Origin of the sequence: Mesorhizobium kowhaii, assembly GCF_042431665.1 — a bacterium.
GTDB lineage: Bacteria > Pseudomonadota > Alphaproteobacteria > Rhizobiales > Rhizobiaceae > Mesorhizobium > Mesorhizobium kowhaii.
In genome coordinates this window covers 807,052-828,093 of the sequence record NZ_JBHLYT010000053.1, presented here as the reverse complement: position 1 = coordinate 828,093, position 21,042 = coordinate 807,052, and the positions used below count along the sequence as shown (strand labels likewise).

Sequence of the window (21,042 nt, the reverse complement as noted above, 5' to 3'; positions counted from 1 at the left end):
GGAGAAAAGGTAGGCGACAACCCCGTTGTACCTGCAGCCGTCACAACTGTCCGGCGAGAGCCAGGTCAAGCTCGGCGAAATCTGGCCGATTGGCTGCCGCCTTGGCGCGTTAGCCCGGTGCGCTGATCAAGGCGTAGCCGGCAACATTGTTCGCTGGCCTGGCATTGGGATCACTTAAGTCGTCAGTTGCGGAGGTCGTCGACAAGTCCGCAAGTTCAGCCATGCCTTCGGCGATCATGATCAGCGCATAGCCGATTTCGTGGATTGCCCTTTGATCACGGTGGGGAGAGCGAACCGGCATTCCGGACTCTCAACAGAGCTCATCAAAGCGATATCGGCGGCTCGGCACCCGGGTACTAAAATCTGGCTATGACCGAGATCTGGCTGGAGGGCATCTGCGTCACGCCGATAAAGCTCCACGATCGGGGCGAATTGAGACAGGGCGCCCATTCGCTAACAAATGTTCGCCGCACGGAAGACTTCAAGGGAATCTTCAGGCCGTGATTGGGTCCGCCCGGGTCGGAGCACGGCGGTGACCGCGTTGGTGGGCGAGTATGGGACGTTGTCTCGCAGCCAGTGGACGACATCCCTAACCTCTGCGGAGCAGGCGCGGCCCTGCATCGTCGGCTGGAGCGTTGGTGTCCACAAAGGCCAATCAATTCTCGATGATGACGGCCATGGCATCGAGAACATACCCATCCATGCCACCGTGGCAAAGACTGGCGACGAGATCGTCGTTGACCTCTCCGAAAGCGACGATCAGGTCATCTGGATCGTCAACTCCTTCTCGCCAATGTTGTGGGTGGTGCGGACGCGTTCTAGCGCCGGCTTGGTTAGGTCTAGCCTAAGCCGAACTACTGAAAATCATAATTTGTGCGGCGCACCCAGCGTGCTTTGCTCCACCGTCGGCTGAAAGAGAAACAAGAAAAGAACGTCAGGCGACATGCTTCGGCGATGCGTCCGGAGCAGATTTCGTTTGGGCTGGGATACGCCTGACCTCAGAAAAAGACAGGGGAACGTGATGACGACAATAATCTCGAAGTTTCGCCACGCCGCGCTTGCGGCCGGCATTGCCCTGAGCGCCCTTTCGGTGAGCCTCCACGCCGAAGCCGGCAGCTTGAAGCTGGGCATGACGACCTGGGTCGGATACGGCCCGCTCTTCCTTGCGCGTGACATGGGCTACTTCAAGGAAGGCGGCCTCGATGTCTCGCTCGAAATCATCGAGGAAGCATCGATGTACATGGCGGCCGTCGCCGCCGGCGAGCTCGACGGCAGCGCCTCGACCATAGACGAAATCATGAAGTACCGTTCCAAGGATGTCTGCTTTAAATCGGTCTATGCCCTGGACGACAGCCATGGCGGCGACGGCGTTCTGGCGCCCAGCCAGCTCAAGAGCGTCGCCGATCTCAAGGGCATGGAGGTTGGGCTGAACGAAGGCTCGGTGTCCCAGTTCTGGTTCAACATCCTGCTCAAGCAGGCCGGTCTCAGCCAGGCTGACGTGAAGGTCACCAACATGACGGCCGATGACGCTGCCGCCGCCTTCATGGCCGATCGCATTCCTGTTGCCGTCACCTGGGAGCCGCATCTGACGCTGGCCAAGAAGGCAAACAAGGGACAGGTCCTGATCGACTCCTCGAAGACGCCGGGCCTGATCGTCGATGTGGTGGCGCTGAATTGCGACTACATCACGAAGAACCCTGGCGATGTCGAGGCGCTGGTGAAGGGGCTCTACAAGGCCAACGAGTTGATCAAGGAAAATCCCGAAAAGGCTTACGAGGTGATGGCCAAGGGTGTCGGCGGCTGGCTGAAGGATCCGAAGGACTTCGCCTCCTCCGCCGCGGGCGTGAACTTCTACGGCAAGGCGCGCAATGCCGAATTTTTCGCCGGCGGCGAGAGCGGTGAAGCCGGCAAGCTGATCAAGCTGGGCGGCGACGTCTGGGGCGGCTTCGGCAAGCTCAAGATGGACATCAAATACGACGACCTGGTCGATCCGTCTTTCCTTACGAAGTGATCTGGCCTTGTAAAGTGAGTTCGCTGGACCGCAGGCCGAGCCTCGCGCCTGCGGTCCTAGCCGCCCAAAGGGTTCCCCTGTGACATTGGCACCGAATGCAACGTCTCCCATCAGCCATATCGTGACCACGAGCGTGGAAACAAATCAGCCCGGTCGATCCGCCTGGAAAGCTGTCACCACGCCTTTTCGGGCCGTGTCGCGCCCTCTCTCCATCACGCTCAGCGTCTTGGTCTGGGGCGCGGTCATCGGTGGCTGGTTCGCTTTGACCTATTCCGGAGCGGTCAAGGAAATGTTCCTGCCGCGCCCCGAATCCGTATTGTCCACCACCATCAGCATGGCGCTTGACGGGTCCTTGTGGGAGCACGTCCTGGCCAGCGTCCAGGTGGTGCTGATCGGTTTCGTCATTTCGAGCATCGTGGCGGTACCGCTCGGATTGACGATGGGCACCTACCGCATCGTCCAGGCCGCGCTCGATCCGCTCGTCAATTTCATTCGCTATCTGCCGGTGACGTCCTTCGTGCCGCTGTTCATCCTGTGGATCGGCATCGGCATCGAGCAGCGTGTGGCCGTCATCATCTTCGGCATCTTCTTCCAGCAGCTGGTGATGATCGCCGACAGCGCCCGCAGCGTTCAGCGCGACCTCGTCAACGCAGCCTATACGCTCGGCACGAAACGCGGCGACACGGTCTTCCACATCGTCTTTCCGGCCACGCTTCCGAACGTGCTCGACGTGCTGCGCGTCACCATGGGCTGGGCCTGGACCTACCTCGTCGTTGCCGAACTCGTCGCCGCGCGCAGCGGACTTGGCTACATCTCGCTCAAGGCAATGCGCGGTTTCCAGGTCGACGTGATCTTCATGGCCATCGCCATGATCGGCATCCTTGGGCTTTGCACCGACCAATTGTTCCGGGGCATCCGCCGCCTCGTCGCTCCCTGGGCCAATTGAGGAGCTCGCTGACATGGACGCCCTGACACTCGCGACGAAACCGAAGAGCTCCGACATCGCCATCGACAATGTGGTCCTGCGCTACGGCAAGGGCGACAACGCCGTGCTGGCGCTGGACGGCATCTCCTTCCATGTCGTGCCCAATGAGTTCTGCGTGATCGTCGGTCCATCCGGCTGCGGCAAGTCGAGCCTGCTCTATCTCGTCGCCGGCCTCGAGGAACGCACCGGCGGCATGATCTCGGTCGGCGGCAAGCCGGTTACCGAGCCGGGTCCGGATCGCGGCATGGTGTTTCAGGCCTACACGCTGTTCCCCTGGCTGACGGTGGCGCAGAACGTCGAATACGGTCCGAAGCGCAAGGGCATGTCGGCGGCCGAGCGCAGGGCCATCGTCGAGCATTTTCTCCATGAGGTCGGCCTGGCAAAATTCGCCAACCATTATCCCTCGCAGCTGTCGGGCGGCATGAAGCAGCGCGTGGCGATTGCGCGTGCGCTCGCGAACGATCCGCAGGTGCTGCTGATGGACGAACCCTTCGGAGCGCTCGACAGCCAGACCCGCCACTCAATGCAGAAGCTTCTGCTGAGGATCTGGGACCATTCCAAGAAAACGGTCCTGTTCGTCACGCATGACATTGACGAGGCGATACTGCTGGCGGACCGGGTGCTCGTCATGTCCGGCCGGCCCGGCCAGATCAAGAAGGAAATCCGCGTCAGCCTCCCGCGTCCACGCAGCATGGATCTGGTCATGGAGCCGAACTTCATCGCCATGAAGCGGGAAATCCTCGATCTCTTGAAGAACGACGAAGACGAAGAGCACTAATGCATGTCGCCCAAAAGTGACCTCGGTTTTGGGAAGACGACATGCATGAAGCAAAGACCGGCAGTCTTCGGGGTGGATCACGAAACAGGCATGGCATGAGCATCGCGACCGCGGAATTCGACTACATCGTCATTGGAGCGGGCTCGGCCGGTTGTGTCCTGGCCAACAGGCTGAGCGCCAACCCCGCCAGCCGCGTCTGTCTTATCGAGGCCGGCGGCAGCGACGACCGCACCCGGGTGCGCGTACCAGCCGGCATCCTCTCGCTCTACGGCAATCCGACTTTCGACTACGGCTACAAAGGCGTGCCGCAGCCGCTGCTCAACAACCGCCGCATACCGGTCAACCGGGGCAAGCTTCTTGGCGGGTCGAGTTCGATCAATTCCATGGTCTACATTCGCGGCGCCGCGCAGGACTACGACGAGTGGGCAGCGCTTGGCTGCGCGGGGTGGTCCTATGCCGACGTGCTGCCGGTCTTCAAGAAACTGGAGCGGAACCTCCTGTCACAAAACCCGGCCTATCATGGCTACGAGGGCGAACTGCTGGTTGACAATCCGCGTGATCCCAACGCCGTATCCAGCCTCTGGGTAGAGGCGGGTCGGGGCGTGGGCCTGCCCGAAAACCGCGACTTCAACGGCGATGGCCAACTCGGCCTCGGCATCTACAATGTTACCCAGAACAGGGGGGAACGGTTCTCGGCCTACACCGCCTTCGTCCGGCCGGTTCTGAGCCGCCCGAACCTCCAGGTCCTGTCAGGTGTCGAGGTGCTTGATCTGGCAGTCGAAAGCGGGCGCGTCACTGGCGTCAATGTGATCAAGGACGGATCAGCCCAAAGGCTGACATGCCGCGCCGAAATCGTGCTCAGCGCAGGCGCGATCGGATCACCGCGCATCCTGCTTGCTTCTGGCATCGGCCCGGCCGACGAACTGAAGGCGGCAGGGGTAGAACCGGTGATGAACGTGCCGGGCGTCGGCAAGAATTTGCGCGACCATGTCGACGGCATGATCACGCTGCGATCGAACAGCACCAGGACGCTCGGCCTGTCGCTCGCCAATCTGCCGGCGATGCTGGCGGCGCCCTTTCAGTATTTCGTCCGGCGCAAGGGCATGCTGACGACCAATTACGTCGAGGCCGGCGGCTTCGCCAAGACGAAATATGCCGGCAGTGTTCCCGATGTCCAATTCCACTTTGTCCCCGGCTACCGCAGCCATCGCGGCCGGCTTGTCGAATATGGCCACGGCTATGCCGTGCACACCTGCGTGCTGAGACCCGGAAGCGTCGGCGAAATCACGCTCGAGCGCGACGGCACCCGCCGCAACGTGCTGATCGATCACCGCTTCTTCAGTGACGATCAGGATGCACTGACCCTTGTCGAAGGCATCAAGCTGGCGCGCTCGATCCTGGCTTCGCCGGTCTTTGCCGATATTCGCGGACCGGAAATCCTGCCGGGACCGGATGTCGTCACCGACGACGAGATCCTCGCCTATCTGCGTGCCGAAGCCCTGACCGTCTATCATCCGGTCGGCACGGCCAAGATGGGCAACGACACCATGGCGGTGGTCGATCCCGCCGGTCTCAAGGTGCGCGGCTTCGACAATCTGCGCGTGGCGGACGCCTCGATCATGCCGACGCTGATCGGCGGCAACACCAATGCGCCGTCCATGATGATCGGCGAAAAGGCGGCGAGGGCGATGCTGTCGTAGCATTCCCCGGGGCATGGCGGCTCGCCGAACTCCGGATTGCACGAGAGACGGAGCGATCGCGGGACGTTTTCTTCCAGCGTCCGATTCAGCGAGCGCTTGCATTGTAGGGGGCGCGAAGCGTAACCTGCCGGCGTCCCGCCAAGCCGATGCCAACGGAGACTTCCGCGGCCCTGCCGATCTCGGCGGCATGGTGCGTCAGTATCCGAAGTGTCTCGGACGCGTCTTCCTCGGTCAGTTTGCTTTTTGCGCCGCGCAGCCCCTGCCCACGCCGAAATTCGGCGGGGCTGCAGCCGAAGCGGGCTCTGAACTTGTTGTAGAAGACCGCCGGGTTGCCGAAACTGTTGCGCTCCATGATCACGCTGATCGTATGGTCGGTGATGCGAAGTTCATGCGCGGCGGTGTCCAGCCGCTGGTTCTGGCAATAGTCGCGATAGCCTATCCCCAGATGACGTTTGAACAGGCGCGAAATGTGGCTGAGCGTCAGACCTTCGGTAGCCGCGATCTCGCTCAGGGATTGATTGTCCTGCTGTTCCCCGACCGTGTCCATGATCTTGAGTATTCGATTACGGCTGGCGGAGCGGAGCTGAGCCGCGCCCCCATCGGGCTCTTCCCAGGGGATCGCGCGGTAGACGAAACAGGCGAGGAGATTGGCGATTGTGTCTCGAACCATCATCTCCTCAGGATGCCCGGTCTGGTCGAGGACCAGCCGCGCCATCAGCGCTTTCATGGGAGCGATCCTGTTCATGAAAGAACGGCCGTGCAGGAAGGTGCGGCACAGATAATGCCGGGACGAAAAGCCGGGCAAACCCAGCCGCTCGAAATATGCGGCGTCGAGATGCACGCCGCAGATCAGCGCATCGCGTGAGACCGACGTGGAGTTGTGCGGCACGTCCGAGTTGATGACGATCACGTCGTCCTGGTTCATCTCGCAGACCTGTCCATCAACCACCAGTCGAAACCGGCCGCGCAGCACAAGAAGTATCTCCATCTCGCGATGCCAGTGATACGGAACGTCTATGGCGCCGTGGACGAAGGCCCAAAAGTGCCGTGTCGCCGTGGGGGCATGGCTTTCAAAGCCGGCATCCTGTTTGCCGCGCAGCTCACCGGGCCGCAAATAGGCGATGTTCATCTCTCGTCCTCCGTGAAGGCATCGCTCAGTAAGCATCAAAAACTGTCGTACTTCCAGTACAAGTTTCGCGGCTAGATTTGCGCCCCGCCGGATGTCATCAAATCGTCGTCCTGGAAGAGATCGGACGCCCAGGCGGTGCCCGGCAATTCGCGGGCGGCGAGCCTACGGCGCATGGCAAAGCGGATGAAACGTGCATGAGCTGGAATGTTTCCGATAAGCAACTCAATGCCCTCGTCGCGGAAATGACCGTCGAAGAGAAAGTCGCTGCGGTCAGCGGTCACGGGCTGTGGCGCACCGCGGCCAACTATCGCCTCAACATCCCCGAATTGCTGATGACGGACGGAACCTATGGGGTGCGCTATTCGATCGATCAGATCGACGGCATGCAGGATGGCGACGGGCAACTCGCCGCGTTCCTCGGTGTCGTCAACACGGATCTTTCGACGGGCGTCGAAAGCGCATTCGGTTCCACCCGTCCGGCAACCTGCTTTCCGAACGGCTCTTCACTGGCGTGCTCGTGGGACGTTGGTCTGGCCTATGATCTCGGTCAGGCGCTGGCTGCCGAATGTCAGGCCTTCGGCGTCAACATTCTGCTCGGTCCCGGCATCAACATCCGCCGCACGCCGCTCGCCGGCCGAAGCTACGAATATTATTCCGAAGATCCCGTGCTGAGCGGCGAGATTGCCGCGGCCGTCATCAACGGTTTGCAGCAGAACGGCGTCGGGGCCTCGCTGAAGCACTTCGCCTGCAACAATTCGGAAGTCCAGCGCACGACGATGAGCTCCGTCGTCGACGAGCGCGCCTTGCGCGAGATCTATCTCGCGGGCTTTGAGCGGGCCATCCGCAAGGGCAATCCCTGGACGGTGATGAGTTCCTACAACCGGCTGAACGATGTCCAGGCGGCGGAGACCATTGGCTGCTGACCGAGGTGCTGCGCGACGAGTGGGGTTACGACGGCGTTGTCGTTTCCGACTGGCACGGGATCAAGGATCGTCCCGCCTCGATCAATGCCGGCAACGATCTCGACATGCCGGAAAGCGGTGCGCGCAAGCAGGACTTGATCGACGCGGTCAAGGACGGCCGGGTGCCGATGGAAGCGCTCGACCGATCTTGTCTGCGCGTACTCAAGCTTGTTCGCACGGCACGCAACGCCATCAGGCCGAACGCCGAGGCCGACTTCAACAAACACCACGCGCTTTCGCGGCGCATGGCGGCGGAATCGATCGTGCTTCTGAAAAACGAGATGGCGATCCTGCCGCTCGACGCGGCGAAGGTCGGCAAGATCGCAGTGGTCGGCGCGGCTGCCGCCGAGCCGGTCATCCAGGGGTCCGGCTGCGCGACGACACGTCCGACCGAAGTGGATATTCCGCTGGATGAAATCCGCAGGCTTGCTCCCGGAGCCACGGTCAGCTTCCATGCCGTTGCCGATTTCGAAGCCGGCAGCGCGTCCGAACAATCGGCTCTCGCGGCCATCGATGCGGCCGATGTGGTGCTGTTCTTCGGCAATACCGAGGTCGGCTACGATGGCGAAGGCTCCGACCGCACCCATCTCGACCTTCACGCCGGCCAGGACGAGCTGATCGGGCGTCTCGGCAAACGCAATGGCAGGATCGTCGTCATCCTGTTTGCTCCGGATGCGGTCGCCATGCCGTGGATCGACAGCGTTCAGGCTGTGGTTGCTGCCTTCTTCGGCGGGCAGGGCGTGGGCAAAGCCATTGCCGATGTCCTGTTCGGCAGGCAAAACCCCTGCGGCAAACTGACAGTGACATTCCCGGTCCAGATGGAGGACATTCCCGGCTATCTCAGCTATCCGGGCGAGAATGGCCGCCATGTCTACAGCGAAGGCCTCCATGTCGGCTACCGCCACTATGACAAGCGCAAGCTTGCCCCCCTGTTTCCGTTCGGCTTCGGTCTCAGCTATTCGACGTTCGAGTATTCCAACATCGCCACCAGCGCCGACCGCATCGATGGTTCGAGCACGATCCGCATAACCTTCGACATCACGAACACCGGCAGTGTCGCCGGCAAGGAAATTGTCCAGCTCTACGCGCGGCCGCACAGTCCCCGGCTGATGCGGCCGATCCGCGAACTCAAGGGCTTTGCCATGGTCGAACTGCAACCCGGCGAGACCAAACGCGTCGAGGTGACGGTCGAGAGCAGCGACCTGCGCTACTACGACCCTGCCTATCGGCAATGGCTCCTCGATGCGGGCCAGATAGACTTCGAGATCGGAGCATCCTCACGCGACATCCGTCTCGAGAAGACGGTCATGGTGGACGCGCCGGCGTTGCCATCCACGATCCTCGACGTGGAGAGCCAGCCTTTCCTCGTGCTGGAGCAGGACTTCGCCCGCCGCCGCTTCCGCGACTTCCTCAAGGCGCAACTCGATCTCGACGACGAAGAGGCGGCAAAGATGATGGAGTACTGCGCCAGCTCCTTCCTGGGGATCTACAAGACCGTGTCCTGGGTGGCCGGCGAGAAGATCTCCAAAGCCACGATGGCGGCATTTCTCGACGGTCTCAACAAGGAGATCGCGAGACAGTCAGCAAGGCAGCATGACGTGATGACGGCGCCGTTCGAAGCTGACCGAACACGGTGACCGAACCGCCGCCCCGGACGTCCCGGGGCTTGAGATCAACAAAGCATCAGGGGAACGGAGATGAACTTAAGACGCTTTACTTTCACTCTATCCGCACTCGGCCTGCTCGCCGGTTCCAATGCCGCGCTGGCGCAAACCGTCGACGTGCAGCACTACTGGACGAGCTCCAGCGAATCCAAGGCGATGAACACGGTGGCCAACGCCTTCAAGTCGAAGGGCGGCAAGTGGATCGACAGCCCATCGGCCGACTTCGACGCGGCCCTTGCCGCCGCCACCAGCCGCATTGCCGGTGGTGAACCGCCCTCCGCCATCCTGATGACGCCGAACTCCGCCTTGCGCGACCTCGCCGGTTCCGGCCAGCTTCGCGACTTTGACGATCTCGCCGCCAAGGAAGGCTGGCAGAAGGTGATGTCGCCGCTGGTGTGGAGCAAGCTCAATGTGGGTGACCACCTCGTTGCGCTGCCCGTCGGCATCCATGCGCAGAACTGGGTCTGGTACTCCAAGCCCCTCCTGGACGAACTCAAGATCGAGCAGCCCAAGACCTTCGACGACCTCTTCGCGGCGGCCGACAAGATCAAGGCATCCGGCCGCATCGGCATAGCCGTCGGCGGCGAGCCCTGGCAGGAGGTCGGCATCCTGTTCAGCTCGATCCTTGCGATCGGCGGCCCCGACTATTGGAACGAGCTGATCGTGAAGCGCTCGCCCGAGGCGCTCAAGTCGCCGATCCTGGCGAAGGCTTTCGAAACCTTCCGCAAGGTATCGACCTATGCCGACCCCGCCAGCCCGGGCCGTTCCTGGAACGACACCACCAACCTCGTCGTCACCGGCAAGGCCGGCTTCCAGTTCATGGGCGACTGGGCACGCGGCGAGTTTCTGGCCGCCGGCAAGGTTGCCGGCAAGGATTTCGGCTGCTTCCTCACGCCCGGCGAAAAACCGAGCTACGCGATCCTGATCGACGTCTTCGCCTTCCCGGTGAACAAGGATGAGGACCGCATCAAGGGCCAGACCCTGCTTGCCCAGTCGGTCATGGACCCCGCGGTGGAGGAGCAGATCGCCGAGGTCAAGGGCTCGGTGCCGTCCCGCACCGACGTGGATACGACCAAGCTCGACGTCTGTGCGCAGCTCGGCGCCAAGACGCTCGCCACGCCGGGTGCTGCGGTGCAGGCCGCCTATGATGCGCTGGCAGGCGACCTGAATGGACAGGTGACCGACCTTGCCACCCAGTTCTGGACCGACAAGTCCATGACGACGCAAGCGGCGGTCGAGAGCTTCTCGAAAATCCTGCAGAGCGAATAGTAAGGTGAGCCGGGCTGCGATCTTGCGGCCCGGCACCCCGCTGCAATCGGGGAATGGAAGATTCTGAGAGGAATGGGTTTGTTTGTGAGCGCGATCCCGCCATCAAGCCGCGGTCTGGAGGCAGAATGAGGGCCTGGCTGCATCGGCAGAGTTTCAAGCCGGATGTCACGGTTGCCGTGTTCTTCGGCGTCGTCACAATATTCTTTTACGGGTCGATCCTCTGGACCTTCTATATGTCGATGACGCGCTCGACGCTGATGCCCAGCTACGAACTGATCGGCTTCGATCAGTACGTCAAGCTGTTCACCAATTATCGCTGGCTCGTGTCATGCATGAACATGGTGATCTTCGGTGTCCTGTTCATCATCGGAACCCTTTGTTTCGGCGCGCTACTCGCCATCTTCGCGGATCGCCGCATCCAGGCTGAATCGCTGTTTCGGACCATCTTTCTCTACCCGCTTGCCGTGTCGCTGATCGTAACCGGACTGTCCTGGCGATGGGTGCTCGACCCGGTAAACGGCTTGCAAGGCCTCATGCGAAGCGCGGGGTGGGAAAGCTTCACTTTCGACTGGCTGACCAACCCCGACCGAGCCATCTACACGCTCGTCATTGCCAGCATCTGGCATTCGACGGGCCTCGTGATGGTCATCATCCTGGCCGGCTTGCGCGGCGTCGACAATGATCTGTGGAGAGCGATCCGCATGGAAGGCGTTCCGCTCTGGCGCGCCTATCTGCAGGTGATCTTTCCCGGGATGCGGCCGGTGATTGCATCCTGCGTCGTGCTGCTCATGTCGGAAGTGATCCGCGGCTACGATCTGGTCATCGCCATGACCAAGGGCGGGCCCGGCATTGCCACCGAAATGCCGGCAAAGTTCGCCGTCGATTTCTACTTCGCCCGCGTCAATCTGGGCCTGGCTTCGGCGGCGTCGATCGTCATGCTGCTGATCTCGCTGGTGATGCTGACGCCCTATTTCTACAGCGAATTCAGGAAGCGCATATGAGCCGCGCCGTTCAAGTCGACAGACCGGTGTTCGGGCTGCGCGTCGCGCGCTTCGGCCTCTATGCGTTTCTCATCATGTCGGCGGCGTTCTTCCTGCTGCCTTTGCTTTTGATAATCAGCAACTCGCTCAAGCCCCTGGAGGAGATCCGGCAAGGCAATCTCCTCGCTCTGCCGGTCAGGCCGACCTTCGATGCCTGGATCACGGCCTGGAAAAGCGCCTGCACCGGGCTCGAATGCGGCGGGGTTCGGCCCGGGCTGTGGAATTCGATCAAGATCGCGGTGCCGAGCGTTGCCATCTCAACCCTGGTGGGTGCGCTGAATGGCTACGCCCTGGCGCAGTGGAAATCGCGCCGCGCCAATTTGATCATGTTGCTGGTCACCATAGGCTTGTTCATCCCCTATCAGGCCATGCTCTACCCCACGGTCAAGATCCTGAGCAGTATGGGCCTGTTCCGCACCTATGCCGGCATCGTCCTGGTGCATGTGGTCTACGGCCTGCCCTATACGACGCTTTTGTTCCGCAATTTCTATGTCGGGGTGCCCGACGAGATCAGCCGCGCGGCCCGCATGGAGGGCGCCAGTTTCCTGAGGACATTCTGGTCGGTCATCCTGCCGATTTCGACCAACATCCTCGTCGTTGTGGCGATCCTGCAATTCACCGGCATATGGAACGACTATCTGCTCGGCCTGATCTTTGCCGGCAACGACAATCTGCCGATGACGGTGCAGCTGACGAACATCGTCAACAATGCCCGTGGCTCGGTATCGCCCAACGTCAACATGGCCGCCGCCGTCATCACCGCTATTCCGACGCTGGTCGTCTACTTTCTTTCAGGTCGTTATTTCGTGCGCGGCATCGCCGCCGGCGCGGTCAAGGGATAAAATGTCAAGCGTATCGATCCGCCAGATCAGAAAATCCTTCGCCGGCCTTACGGTGCTGGACTCCGTCGACATGGAGATCGCGCCGGGCGAGTTCGTGGTCATTCTCGGCTCTTCGGGTTGCGGCAAATCCACCTTGCTCAACGTCATCGCCGGTCTGGACGATTGCGACTCCGGCCAGATCCTTATCGGCGATGTCGACGTAAGCCACCTGGAACCCAGCCAACGCGGTCTGGCGATGGTGTTCCAGTCCTATGCGCTGTTTCCGGCCATGACGGTACGGCGCAACCTGTCCTTCGGCATGGAAATTGCCGGCACGCCGAAGGCGACGATCGCCGAAAAGGTCGCATGGGCCGCCAGGCTCCTGCAAATCGAAGCGCTGCTCGACCGCAAGCCAAGCCAGCTTTCAGGTGGCCAGCGTCAGCGTGTGGCGATCGGACGGGCCCTGGTCCGCTCCTCCAGCATCTGCCTGTTCGACGAACCGCTTTCCAATCTCGATGCCAAGCTGCGCGCGGAGACGCGGGTGGAGCTGAAGCAGCTCCACGAGACGCTGAAGTCGACGATGATCTACGTGACGCATGATCAGATCGAAGCCATGACCATGGCTGACCGCGTGGCGGTCATGCACAAGGGCAAGGTGGAGCAGTTCGCCGAGCCGCAGACAGTCTACGAAAAACCGGCCAGCCTGTTCGTCGCCGGTTTCATCGGCTCTCCGGCGATGAACTTCCTCAAGGGGACTCTGGAAGGGACGCTGCGGTTCAAGACACACGATGTCTGCCTCGATGCGTCGTCTTACGGTTTCGCGGCCGGGCCGACGGCGGCAGAGGTCATATTGGGAATCCGCTGCGAGGATGTTGATGTCGTCGAGCGCGGCACGCCAGACAGCATTCCCGCGACGCTCGCCTTCACGGAACTTCTGGGTGCGGACGCGCTCGGCTGGTTCGACTGCCTCGGCCAGCGGTTCAGCGTGAAGCTGACCGTCGATGCGGCCCGGGCCATGCAAAGGGACGTTGGCTTTCGGTTCAACATGTCCAAGGCATCGTTCTTCTTGGCAGCGACGGAGCGCCGGCTATGACAGCGTCGCTTTGTTCGCGGCCCTGCCGCTCTCGTTCCACAGTGATTTCCGGAGACGTCAAATGATCAGTGAGAAATTCAAGGCCGGCGATTTCAGGGCGCTTGTCGCGGAGATGAGGGACGAGGAGAAAGTCTCGCTGCTCGCCGGTCATCGCATGTGGAAGACACAGGCCATCGAACGACTGGGCATCCCGCACATGGTGATGACCGATGGCACCTACGGCGTGCGCTACTCCATCCCGCAGATCGACGATGATCAGGCCGGTGGCATGGATTTCGCGGCGTTCCTTTCGGTGGTGAACCAGCGCGCGGACCATGTGCAGACCGCGTGGGGGCAGATGAAGCCAGCCACCTGTTTTCCGAACGGGACCAGCCTGGCCTGTTCCTGGGACGTCGATCTCGCGCACCGGCTGGGCGAGGCGCTGGCCCGGGAGTGCCAGGAATTCGGCGTGCATCTGCTGCTGGGACCCGGGATCAACATCCGCCGCACGCCGCTTGGCGGGCGCTCCTACGAGTATTACGCGGAAGATCCGATATTGACCGGCGATTTTGCCGCCGGCGTCATCAGCGGTCTTCAGGAAAACGGTGTCGGCGCTTCGTTAAAACACTTCGCCTGCAACAATTCGGAGGTCGAGCGTACCACGATGGATTCGATCGTGGAGGAAAGGGCGCTTCGCGAAATCTATCTCAAAGGCTTTGAGCGGGCGATCCGTCAGAGCGAGCCATGGACGGTGATGAGCTCCTATAACCGGCTCAACGGCGTTCAGGCCGCTGAAAATTCCTGGCTGCTCACCAAGGTGCTGCGCGAGGAATGGGGGTATGACGGGCTCGTCGTTTCCGATTGGCACGGCGTCAAGGACAGGCCGGCCTCGCTGATCGCCGGCAACGATCTGGACATGCCGGAAAGTGAAACCCGCAAGGCCGATCTTCTGGCGGCGATCGAAGCGGGCGATGTCGATCGGGCGCCCGTCGACCGCGCCTGCGAGCGCGTTCTCGAACTGGTCCGCAAGGCCAGGCAAGGAGAAAACCGGACAGTGACGTTCGATCGGGCGCAGCACCACGCGCTTGCCCGCCGACTGGCTGCGGACTCCATGGTCCTCCTGAAAAACGACGGCGGCCTCCTGCCGATTTCGCAAACCAAGGTCAAACGGATCGCGATCGTGGGCGAGGGGGCCGCGGCTCCCGTCATCCAGGGTTCGGGCTGTGCGACGACGACGCCGACATCCAAGGACGTGCCCGTGGACGAGATCCGCAAGCTTGCCGGCAGCGATATATCGATCGATGTCTTTCAGGGAACGAGCGAGATCGCGTCCGAGTGCGAGGTATTGGTCAACGAGGCAGTGCAGGGTGTGGCCGGCGCCGATATCGTGCTGGTCTTCGTGAACACGGAAAATGGTTATGACGGCGAAGGGTCCGATCGCCGCTCGCTCGGCCTTGCGCCAGGTCATGACGCGCTGGTGGAGCGGCTTGCCCGCGCCAATCCGAACATTGTCGTCATCATATCGAGCCCCGACGCGGTCGCCATGCCCTGGATCGGGAAGGTGCCGGCAGTCATTGAGATGTTCTTTTCCGGTCAAGCGACAGGCGGTGCCGTCGCCGACATCCTGTTTGGCCGCGTCAACCCGTCGGGCAAGCTGACGACCACTTTCCCGAAGCGCATGGAGGACATGCCGACCATTCTCACCTATCCCGGCGAAAACGGGCGGCACGTCTACAGCGAGGGCATTTTCGTGGGCTACCGCTGGTACGATGCGCGTGGCATCGAGCCGCTTTTTCCGTTCGGCTTCGGGCTGAGCTACACCGAGTTCGCCTATTCGAATCTGGCGCTTGACCGCACCATCCTGCGGACCGGCGAGAAGGTCGCGGTCAGCTTTGCCGTAACCAACACCGGAAAGGTCGGCGGCAAGGAGATCTGTCAGGTCTATGCGCGTTACGGGCGGCCGAGGCTGACGCGTCCCGTGCGCGAGCTGAAGGGCTTTGCCAAAGTCGAGTTGAAGCCAGGTGAGAGCCGAACGGTGACGGTGGACATCGCGGCACAGGATCTTTGTGCCTACGATACCGCGCTTCAAGCCTGGGTGCTCGACAATGACGCAGTCACCATCGAGGTGGCGTCGTCATCACGCGATATCCGTCTCAGCACCGAATTGCAGACGGTCTCCGCAGTCGCGGTTCACCGGCGCATCGAGCGGGATACGCAACCGATCTTCATTCTGGAAAACCCGGCCGCTCGCCGCAAGTTCAACCGCTTTCTCCAGAAACAGCTCGACATTTCTCCGGAAGATGCCGATCGCATGCTGGAACACTGCACGAACTCGTTCGTCGGCATCTTCACGACCTTCGATCGGCGTTTCCGCCGCACCTTCCCGAAAGCCGACATCGAGGCGCTTCTTGCCGAGATCAATCAGGAAGCGGATCAGCAGCAGCGTCGCGCCGCCTGATCGCCCGGCGGCCGAAGCTTCCTGGCCTGCCGTTCCATCGCGCCCACATCGGGTGCGATGGGGCGGTACGTCGCGGTTCGCGCTCGGCATGTCCGGGCGTCTCTCTTGGCATTTAGGGACAAGCTAACCACTGCCACGTGAAATCGTAATTTTCGCTATCCGGTCCCTCCAGTACACCAGCGATCTGACCTCCTCGCATCCGCAGAAACTCTTGGGGGGAAAGGGCGCAGAAATGTCAGTGGAAAAAATAGACACGCTTGTCGTCGGCGGTGGCCAGGCGGGGGTGGCTATGTCTGAGCATCTGAGCAAATGCGCGGTGCCGCATCTCGTTCTCGAGCGTGGCCGGATCGCCGAGCGCTGGCGTTCGCAGCGATGGGACTCGCTCGTTGCCAATGGCCCAGCTTGGCATGACCGTTTCCCAGGCATGGAATTTCCCGTGACGGGTCCCGACGGCTTTCCCTCCAAGGAGGAGGTTGCGGACTATTTCGCCGCCTATGCAAGGCAGATCAATGCGCCGATCCGCTGCGGCGTCGAGGTCAAGCTCGTGCAAAGAAATGTCGGTCGGCCCGGGTTCCGCGTCGAGACGTCGGATGGGGTGATCGAAGCCAACAGCATCGTCGCAGCGACCGGACCTTTCCAGATCCCCGTCATCCCCGCTCTTGTCCCCGGCGATGCCGGCATTCCGCAGATTCATTCCAGCGCGTACCGCAACCCCGGACAGTTGCCAAAGGGCGCGGTGCTGGTGGTCGGGGCGGGATCGTCAGGTGTGCAGATCGCCGATGAGCTTCAGCGCTCGGGGCGGCGCGTCTACCTCTCGGTCGGCCCGCACGACCGCCCGCCACGCGCCTATCGCGGGCGCGATTTCTGCTGGTGGCTTGGCGTTCTCGGCAAATGGGACCTCGAAACCCCGGGGCCTGGCACGGAACATGTCACGATTGCGGTGAGCGGCGCGCGTGGCGGCGAAACGATTGATTTCCGTCGGCTGGCCGCGCAGGGGCTTACCCTGGTTGGCATGACGAAAACATATCAGGACGGCGTGCTGACCTTCGCGCCTGATCTGGCGAAGAACATTGCTCGCGGTGACGCCAACCTGATGTCGCTGCTGGACGAGGCCGACGCCTATGTCGCGCGCAACGGTCTCGACCTTGCGGAGGAGCCCACGGCCCGTCGGATCGACCCGGATCCCGACTGCTTGACCAACCCGATCGGCGAGCTCGATCTGGCTGGCGCCGGGATAGCGGCGATCATCTGGGCGACAGGTTTTGCCGTCGATTACAGCTGGTTGAAGGTCGATGCTTTTGACGAGAAGGGCCGGCCAAGGCATCAGCGCGGCGTCTCGATCGAGCCTGGAATCTATTTTCTCGGCCTGCCTTGGCAGTCGCGAAGAGGGTCGAGTTTCATCTGGGGTGTCTGGCATGATGCCAAGCATGTCGCAGACCGTATTTCGACGCAGCGCAAATATCTGGCCTACCATGCTGCCGCGCAGCGCGAGACAGTGGATGCCTGACCGACGCTGACGACAGCTGCCAGCCCGATCTGATGGAGACCAAGATGGTGCATACAAGAATTCGCAAGTTCAACACGAAGGACACCTATCCCGAGCAGAACCTCGACAATGATCTGTGCCAGGCGGTCGTCACGCGGGGCGGCCGGACAGTCTATCTGCGTGGCCAGTGCCCGCAGGATCTCGACACCGCCAAGAACATCGACAGCCACGATCCGGCCGAGCAGACGCACAAGGTGATGCAGAACATCAGGCAGCTCATCGAAGAGTGCGGCGGCACCATGGAGCATCTGGTCAAGGTGGTCGTCTACATCACCGACGTGCGCCATCGCGAGGCGGTCTACCGCACCATGGGCGAGTACATCAAAGGCGTGCATCCCGTTTCGACCGGTCTCGTCGTGCAGGCCCTGGCGCGGCCGGACTGGCTGGTCGAGATCGACGGCACCGCCGTAATCCCGGACTGACAATCATGACATTTTCCATTGTCGCGCGATGCAGCCGCACGGGCATGTTCGGCGTCGCGGTGTCGTCCTCCTCTCCGGCGGTGGCGGCGCGCTGCGCCTATGCGCAAGCGGGCGTCGGGGCGGTCGCCAGCCAGAACGTCACCGATCCGACACTCGGCACGAGGGGGCTCGAACTGCTGGCGCGCGGTGCGTCGGCCGCCGAGGCGGTCGCCATCCTGAATCGCACCGGCGCCTACAGCGACTACCGGCAGATACTGGCTGTCGATGCCGCCGGGACCACTTCTATCCATTCCGGACCCAAAGCGCTTGGCATCTGGGCGGAGGCGCGTGCGGACAATGTCGCCTGCGGCGGCAACATGCTGGCCCATGATGGCGTGCCGCAAGCCATGGTCGAGGCCTTCCTCGCCTCTGAAGGGCATCTCGGCGACCGCCTGATCGCGACCATGCGCGCCGCGCTGAAAGCGGGTGGCGAGGCAGGCCCGGTCCACTCCGCTGGAATGAAGCTGGTGCGCGAGGTTGCATGGCCCGTCGCGGACCTGCGCTGCGACTGGAGCGACGGCTGCCCGATCGAGGACCTGGCGGCCCTGTGGGACCGCTACAAGCCGCAACTCGATGCCTATGTGACCCGCGCGATCAATCCGTCCGACGCGCCGGGCTACGGCGTGCCGGGCGACGAGTAGCCGGCACACAGGGGGAAGGCATGCGCATGAGCGAACTCAGTCACAAGGACTGGATCTGCAGGGCATCCGCGATCCGTTTTCGCGACAGGGCATTCATCGACGGCAAGACGGTCCCCGCGCGTTCGGGCCGGACCTTCGCCAGCATCAATCCGGCCACCGGCGAAACGCTGGCCGAGGTGGCGTCGTGCGGCGAGGAAGATGTCGATCTGGCTGTTGCCGCCGCGCGGCGCAGTTTCGAGGCCGGCGTCTGGTCCCGCACGAACCCGGCGCATCGCAAGGAGGTGCTGCTGCGGCTGGCGCGGCTGCTGCGCGAAAACCTGCAGGAGCTTGCCCTGCTCGAGTCGCTCGATATGGGCAAGCTCGTCACGGATGCGGCGACGGTCGACGTCCCGGGTTCGGCGACGATCTTCCAGTGGTATGGCGAGGCCATCGACAAGATCTATGACGAAGTGGCGCCGACCGGCGGCAGCGATCTGGTGCTGGTGCGGCGCGAGCCGCTCGGCGTAATCGGTGCCGTGGTGCCGTGGAATTTCCCGCTCGATATGGCGACCTGGAAATGCGCGCCGGCGCTGGCAGCGGGCAATTCCGTGGTGCTGAAGCCGGCGGAGCAGTCGCCTTTCTCGGCGCTCAGGCTGGCGGAACTCGCCATGGAGGCGGGCCTGCCCGCCGGTGTGCTCAATGTCGTGCCTGGCCTTGGCGAGACGGCCGGCCAGGCGCTCGGCCGCCACATGGATGTGGATTGCCTGGCCTTCACCGGATCGACCGCGGTCGGCAAGATGTTCCTGCAATATTCCGGTCAGTCGAACATGAAGCAGGTCTGGCTCGAGACAGGCGGCAAGAGCCCGAACCTTGTCTTCGCCGATTGCGGCAATCTCGATGCGGCGGCCGACATGGCGGCGTTCGGCATCTTCTTCAACCAGGGCGAGGTCTGTTCGGCCAATTCGCGCCTGCTCTTGCAACGCTCCATCAAGGATGCCTTCGTGGAGAAATTGGCTGATCGCGCGGCGGCCACCCAGCCCGGCGATCCGCTCGACCCGGCCTCGAAAATGGGCGCCATGGTCGATGCCCGCCACGCAGCCAACGTCATGCGCTTCGTCGAGGCCGGCAAGAAGACCGCGCGCCTGGTTGCCGGCGGCGATCGGGTCACGGTCAATGGTCGCGGCAGCTTCATACAGCCCACCATCTTCGACAATGTTGCCCATGACGACCCGATTGCCCGCGATGAGATATTCGGGCCGGTGCTTTCGGTCATAGCCTTCGACGATGAAGAGGAAGCTATCCGTATTGCCAATGACAGCCCGTACGGGCTGGCTGCATCGCTCTGGACCGACAGTCTTTCGCGCGCGCACCGCGTTGCCGGCCGGCTCCGCGCCGGCACGGTTTCAGTCAACACGGTCGATGCGCTGAGCCCGATGACGCCGTTCGGCGGCATCAAGCAATCCGGCTTCGGCCGCGACCTGTCGCTGCATGCGCTGGACAAGTACACCGCGCTGAAAACGACATGGATCAAATATTGAGGCAGAGCGGGCGCTTGATCGCAGCGCCCAAACCGGCAACATAGCCGCCCATGCCGCTACGCTTCACGCTGAGACAACTGGAATATTTCGTCGCCGTCGGCGAAGCCGGCTCCATTACCAAGGCGGCCGAACAGGTCAATGTTTCGCCGCCCTCGATCTCGGCGTCCATAGCGCAGCTTGAGGCCGAGTTCGGCGTCCAGCTTTTTGTGCGCAAGCATTCGCATGGCCTGTCGCTCACGGCTGGCGGGCGCGTTTTCCTCAAGGAGGCCGCCAGGCTGCTGGCCGACGCGGACGCCCTGCACGACATCGCCGGCGACATCGCCGAGAAGGTGCGCGGGCCGCTGGCGGTTGGATGTCTGCTGACCTTCGCGCAGATCGTCATGCCGACCCTGCGCATGAAGTTCGAGCGCGCCTATCCCGAGGTGCGGTTCCGGCAGTTCGAACGCAATCAGGGCCAGTTGCTCGAAATGTTGCAGCGAGGCGAAATCGACGCGGCGCTGACTTACGATCTCGAACTGTCGCAGGACACGACGTTCGAACCGCTGATGCTGGTGCCGGCCTATGTCATGCTGCCGCAGGGGCACCGCTTCGCCGGCAAGGCTTCCATCACGACGGAAGAATTGGCCGACGAGCCGATGGTGCTGCTCGACCTGCCATACAGCCGCGAATATTTCCTTTCGGCCTTTCATTCACGGGGGATCCGGCCGAACATTGCAGAGCGCACCGGCGACATCGCGGTGATGCGTTCGATGGTCGCGAACGGCTTCGGTTACGGCATCGCCAACATGCGGCCGCTCAACACGCTGGCGCCAGACGGCAAGCCGCTGGTCTTCGTGCCTCTGGAGGGGGATTTGCGGCCTTTGACCATGGGGGTTGCATTGCCCAACGCCGAGCACCGCACCCAGACGGTGCAGGCATTCATCGATCATTGCCGCCGTTTCGTCGTCGAACAGGGCGTGTTCGGCAGCGGGCGGGTCGTGGAATAGCA

At 62.3% G+C, this 21,042-nt stretch carries 19 protein-coding genes and 1 pseudogene; 18 read left to right on the top strand and 2 right to left on the bottom strand.

Translation table 11 applies throughout. The features are described from left to right. Positions 1–109: 109 nt before the first annotated feature. The gene (locus ACFFNA_RS31220; RefSeq protein WP_378923640.1) at positions 110–301 is read right to left on the bottom strand and encodes a hypothetical protein; all 192 of its coding nucleotides are present in this window, start codon (positions 299–301) and stop codon (positions 110–112) included. 231 nt (positions 302–532) lie between these two features. On the opposite strand from ACFFNA_RS31220, the gene ACFFNA_RS31215 reads away from it, so the two are divergent. From ACFFNA_RS31215 to ACFFNA_RS31195, 5 genes are all read left to right on the top strand, one after another. Further along, on the top strand, positions 533–913 hold the full coding sequence (locus ACFFNA_RS31215) for a hypothetical protein (protein ID WP_378923639.1): 381 nt from the start codon (positions 533–535) through the stop codon (positions 911–913). Between the two features lie 108 nt (positions 914–1,021). Next, positions 1,022–2,011 carry an ABC transporter substrate-binding protein gene (locus ACFFNA_RS31210; RefSeq protein WP_111547915.1) on the top strand — a complete coding sequence of 330 codons (990 nt, stop codon included), beginning with the start codon at positions 1,022–1,024 and terminating at the stop codon, positions 2,009–2,011. Between the two features lie 193 nt (positions 2,012–2,204). Next, a complete protein-coding gene (locus tag ACFFNA_RS31205) occupies positions 2,205–2,957 on the top strand; it encodes an ABC transporter permease (protein ID WP_378923638.1) in 753 nt (250 codons plus the stop codon). Positions 2,958–2,970: 13 nt separating this feature from the next. Beyond that, positions 2,971–3,774 (top strand): ABC transporter ATP-binding protein, encoded by an 804-nt coding sequence (locus tag ACFFNA_RS31200; protein ID WP_027024762.1) that lies wholly within the window; start codon positions 2,971–2,973, stop codon positions 3,772–3,774. A 95-nt stretch (positions 3,775–3,869) separates the two neighbouring features. After that, positions 3,870–5,474, top strand: a complete 1,605-nt coding sequence (locus ACFFNA_RS31195; RefSeq protein WP_111547917.1) for a GMC family oxidoreductase — start codon at positions 3,870–3,872, stop codon at positions 5,472–5,474. Positions 5,475–5,559: 85 nt separating this feature from the next. Here ACFFNA_RS31195 and ACFFNA_RS31190 read toward each other — a convergent pair whose 3' ends face one another. Beyond that, on the bottom strand, positions 5,560–6,603 hold the full coding sequence (locus ACFFNA_RS31190; RefSeq protein ID WP_378923637.1) for a helix-turn-helix transcriptional regulator: 1,044 nt from the start codon (positions 6,601–6,603) through the stop codon (positions 5,560–5,562). Between ACFFNA_RS31190 and ACFFNA_RS31185 the strand changes: the two genes are divergently transcribed. The 13 genes and pseudogenes from ACFFNA_RS31185 (at position 6,538) to ACFFNA_RS31125 (ending at position 21,040) form a co-directional block, all read left to right on the top strand. Beyond that, complete coding sequence (locus tag ACFFNA_RS31185) at positions 6,538–6,678, top strand: hypothetical protein (protein ID WP_167458743.1); 141 nt, start codon at positions 6,538–6,540, stop codon at positions 6,676–6,678. The two genes, ACFFNA_RS31190 and ACFFNA_RS31185, sit on opposite strands and share 66 nt — an antisense overlap. Positions 6,679–6,797: 119 nt before the next feature. Then, positions 6,798–7,675: pseudogene (locus ACFFNA_RS31180) on the top strand (glycoside hydrolase family 3 protein); the annotation flags it as partial. An 18-nt stretch (positions 7,676–7,693) separates the two neighbouring features. Next, positions 7,694–9,202 carry a glycoside hydrolase family 3 C-terminal domain-containing protein gene (locus ACFFNA_RS31175; protein WP_378923842.1) on the top strand — a complete coding sequence of 503 codons (1,509 nt, stop codon included), beginning with the start codon at positions 7,694–7,696 and terminating at the stop codon, positions 9,200–9,202. A 60-nt stretch (positions 9,203–9,262) separates the two neighbouring features. Beyond that, positions 9,263–10,498 (top strand): ABC transporter substrate-binding protein, encoded by a 1,236-nt coding sequence (locus ACFFNA_RS31170; protein WP_378923636.1) that lies wholly within the window; start codon positions 9,263–9,265, stop codon positions 10,496–10,498. Between the two features lie 125 nt (positions 10,499–10,623). After that, the gene (locus tag ACFFNA_RS31165; protein ID WP_111547921.1) at positions 10,624–11,499 is read left to right on the top strand and encodes a carbohydrate ABC transporter permease; all 876 of its coding nucleotides are present in this window, start codon (positions 10,624–10,626) and stop codon (positions 11,497–11,499) included. Continuing rightward, on the top strand, positions 11,496–12,380 hold the full coding sequence (locus tag ACFFNA_RS31160) for a carbohydrate ABC transporter permease (RefSeq protein ID WP_111547922.1): 885 nt from the start codon (positions 11,496–11,498) through the stop codon (positions 12,378–12,380). Before ACFFNA_RS31165 ends, ACFFNA_RS31160 begins: the two co-directional genes overlap by 4 nt. A gap of 1 nt (position 12,381) precedes the next feature. After that, entirely contained in the window at positions 12,382–13,452 is a 1,071-nt protein-coding gene (locus ACFFNA_RS31155) for an ABC transporter ATP-binding protein (RefSeq protein ID WP_111547923.1), read from the top strand. 61 nt (positions 13,453–13,513) lie between these two features. Then, positions 13,514–15,889 carry a beta-glucosidase family protein gene (locus ACFFNA_RS31150; RefSeq protein WP_378923635.1) on the top strand — a complete coding sequence of 792 codons (2,376 nt, stop codon included), beginning with the start codon at positions 13,514–13,516 and terminating at the stop codon, positions 15,887–15,889. Positions 15,890–16,121: 232 nt separating this feature from the next. Then, complete coding sequence (locus ACFFNA_RS31145; RefSeq protein WP_111547925.1) at positions 16,122–17,396, top strand: flavin-containing monooxygenase; 1,275 nt, start codon at positions 16,122–16,124, stop codon at positions 17,394–17,396. A gap of 44 nt (positions 17,397–17,440) precedes the next feature. Then, positions 17,441–17,857 (top strand): RidA family protein, encoded by a 417-nt coding sequence (locus ACFFNA_RS31140; protein WP_111548058.1) that lies wholly within the window; start codon positions 17,441–17,443, stop codon positions 17,855–17,857. A gap of 5 nt (positions 17,858–17,862) precedes the next feature. Beyond that, positions 17,863–18,537, top strand: coding sequence for a DUF1028 domain-containing protein (locus ACFFNA_RS31135; RefSeq protein WP_378923634.1), 675 nt, complete (start codon positions 17,863–17,865; stop codon positions 18,535–18,537). A 26-nt stretch (positions 18,538–18,563) separates the two neighbouring features. After that, on the top strand, positions 18,564–20,054 hold the full coding sequence (locus tag ACFFNA_RS31130) for an aldehyde dehydrogenase (RefSeq protein ID WP_378923633.1): 1,491 nt from the start codon (positions 18,564–18,566) through the stop codon (positions 20,052–20,054). A gap of 50 nt (positions 20,055–20,104) precedes the next feature. Then, positions 20,105–21,040 (top strand): LysR family transcriptional regulator, encoded by a 936-nt coding sequence (locus tag ACFFNA_RS31125; protein WP_111547928.1) that lies wholly within the window; start codon positions 20,105–20,107, stop codon positions 21,038–21,040. The last annotated feature ends 2 nt before the right edge of the window (positions 21,041–21,042 follow it).

Bases quoted from the DNA above. Each gene is read 5' to 3' on its own strand.
- ACFFNA_RS31220 (WP_378923640.1), bottom strand. From the start codon at position 301: ATGCCGGTTCGCTCTCCCCACCGTGATCAAAGGGCAATCCACGAAATC.
- ACFFNA_RS31210 (WP_111547915.1), top strand. From the start codon at position 1,022: ATGACGACAATAATCTCGAAGTTTCGCCACGCCGCGCTTGCGGCCGGC.
- ACFFNA_RS31200 (WP_027024762.1), top strand. From the start codon at position 2,971: ATGGACGCCCTGACACTCGCGACGAAACCGAAGAGCTCCGACATCGCC.
- ACFFNA_RS31195 (WP_111547917.1), top strand. From the start codon at position 3,870: ATGAGCATCGCGACCGCGGAATTCGACTACATCGTCATTGGAGCGGGC.
- ACFFNA_RS31185 (WP_167458743.1), top strand. From the start codon at position 6,538: ATGGCTTTCAAAGCCGGCATCCTGTTTGCCGCGCAGCTCACCGGGCCG.
- ACFFNA_RS31190 (WP_378923637.1), bottom strand. From the start codon at position 6,603: ATGAACATCGCCTATTTGCGGCCCGGTGAGCTGCGCGGCAAACAGGAT.
- ACFFNA_RS31175 (WP_378923842.1), top strand. From the start codon at position 7,694: ATGGAAGCGCTCGACCGATCTTGTCTGCGCGTACTCAAGCTTGTTCGC.
- ACFFNA_RS31170 (WP_378923636.1), top strand. From the start codon at position 9,263: ATGAACTTAAGACGCTTTACTTTCACTCTATCCGCACTCGGCCTGCTC.
- ACFFNA_RS31165 (WP_111547921.1), top strand. From the start codon at position 10,624: ATGAGGGCCTGGCTGCATCGGCAGAGTTTCAAGCCGGATGTCACGGTT.
- ACFFNA_RS31160 (WP_111547922.1), top strand. From the start codon at position 11,496: ATGAGCCGCGCCGTTCAAGTCGACAGACCGGTGTTCGGGCTGCGCGTC.
- ACFFNA_RS31155 (WP_111547923.1), top strand. From the start codon at position 12,382: ATGTCAAGCGTATCGATCCGCCAGATCAGAAAATCCTTCGCCGGCCTT.
- ACFFNA_RS31150 (WP_378923635.1), top strand. From the start codon at position 13,514: ATGATCAGTGAGAAATTCAAGGCCGGCGATTTCAGGGCGCTTGTCGCG.
- ACFFNA_RS31145 (WP_111547925.1), top strand. From the start codon at position 16,122: ATGTCAGTGGAAAAAATAGACACGCTTGTCGTCGGCGGTGGCCAGGCG.
- ACFFNA_RS31140 (WP_111548058.1), top strand. From the start codon at position 17,441: ATGGTGCATACAAGAATTCGCAAGTTCAACACGAAGGACACCTATCCC.
- ACFFNA_RS31135 (WP_378923634.1), top strand. From the start codon at position 17,863: ATGACATTTTCCATTGTCGCGCGATGCAGCCGCACGGGCATGTTCGGC.
- ACFFNA_RS31130 (WP_378923633.1), top strand. From the start codon at position 18,564: ATGAGCGAACTCAGTCACAAGGACTGGATCTGCAGGGCATCCGCGATC.
- ACFFNA_RS31125 (WP_111547928.1), top strand. From the start codon at position 20,105: ATGCCGCTACGCTTCACGCTGAGACAACTGGAATATTTCGTCGCCGTC.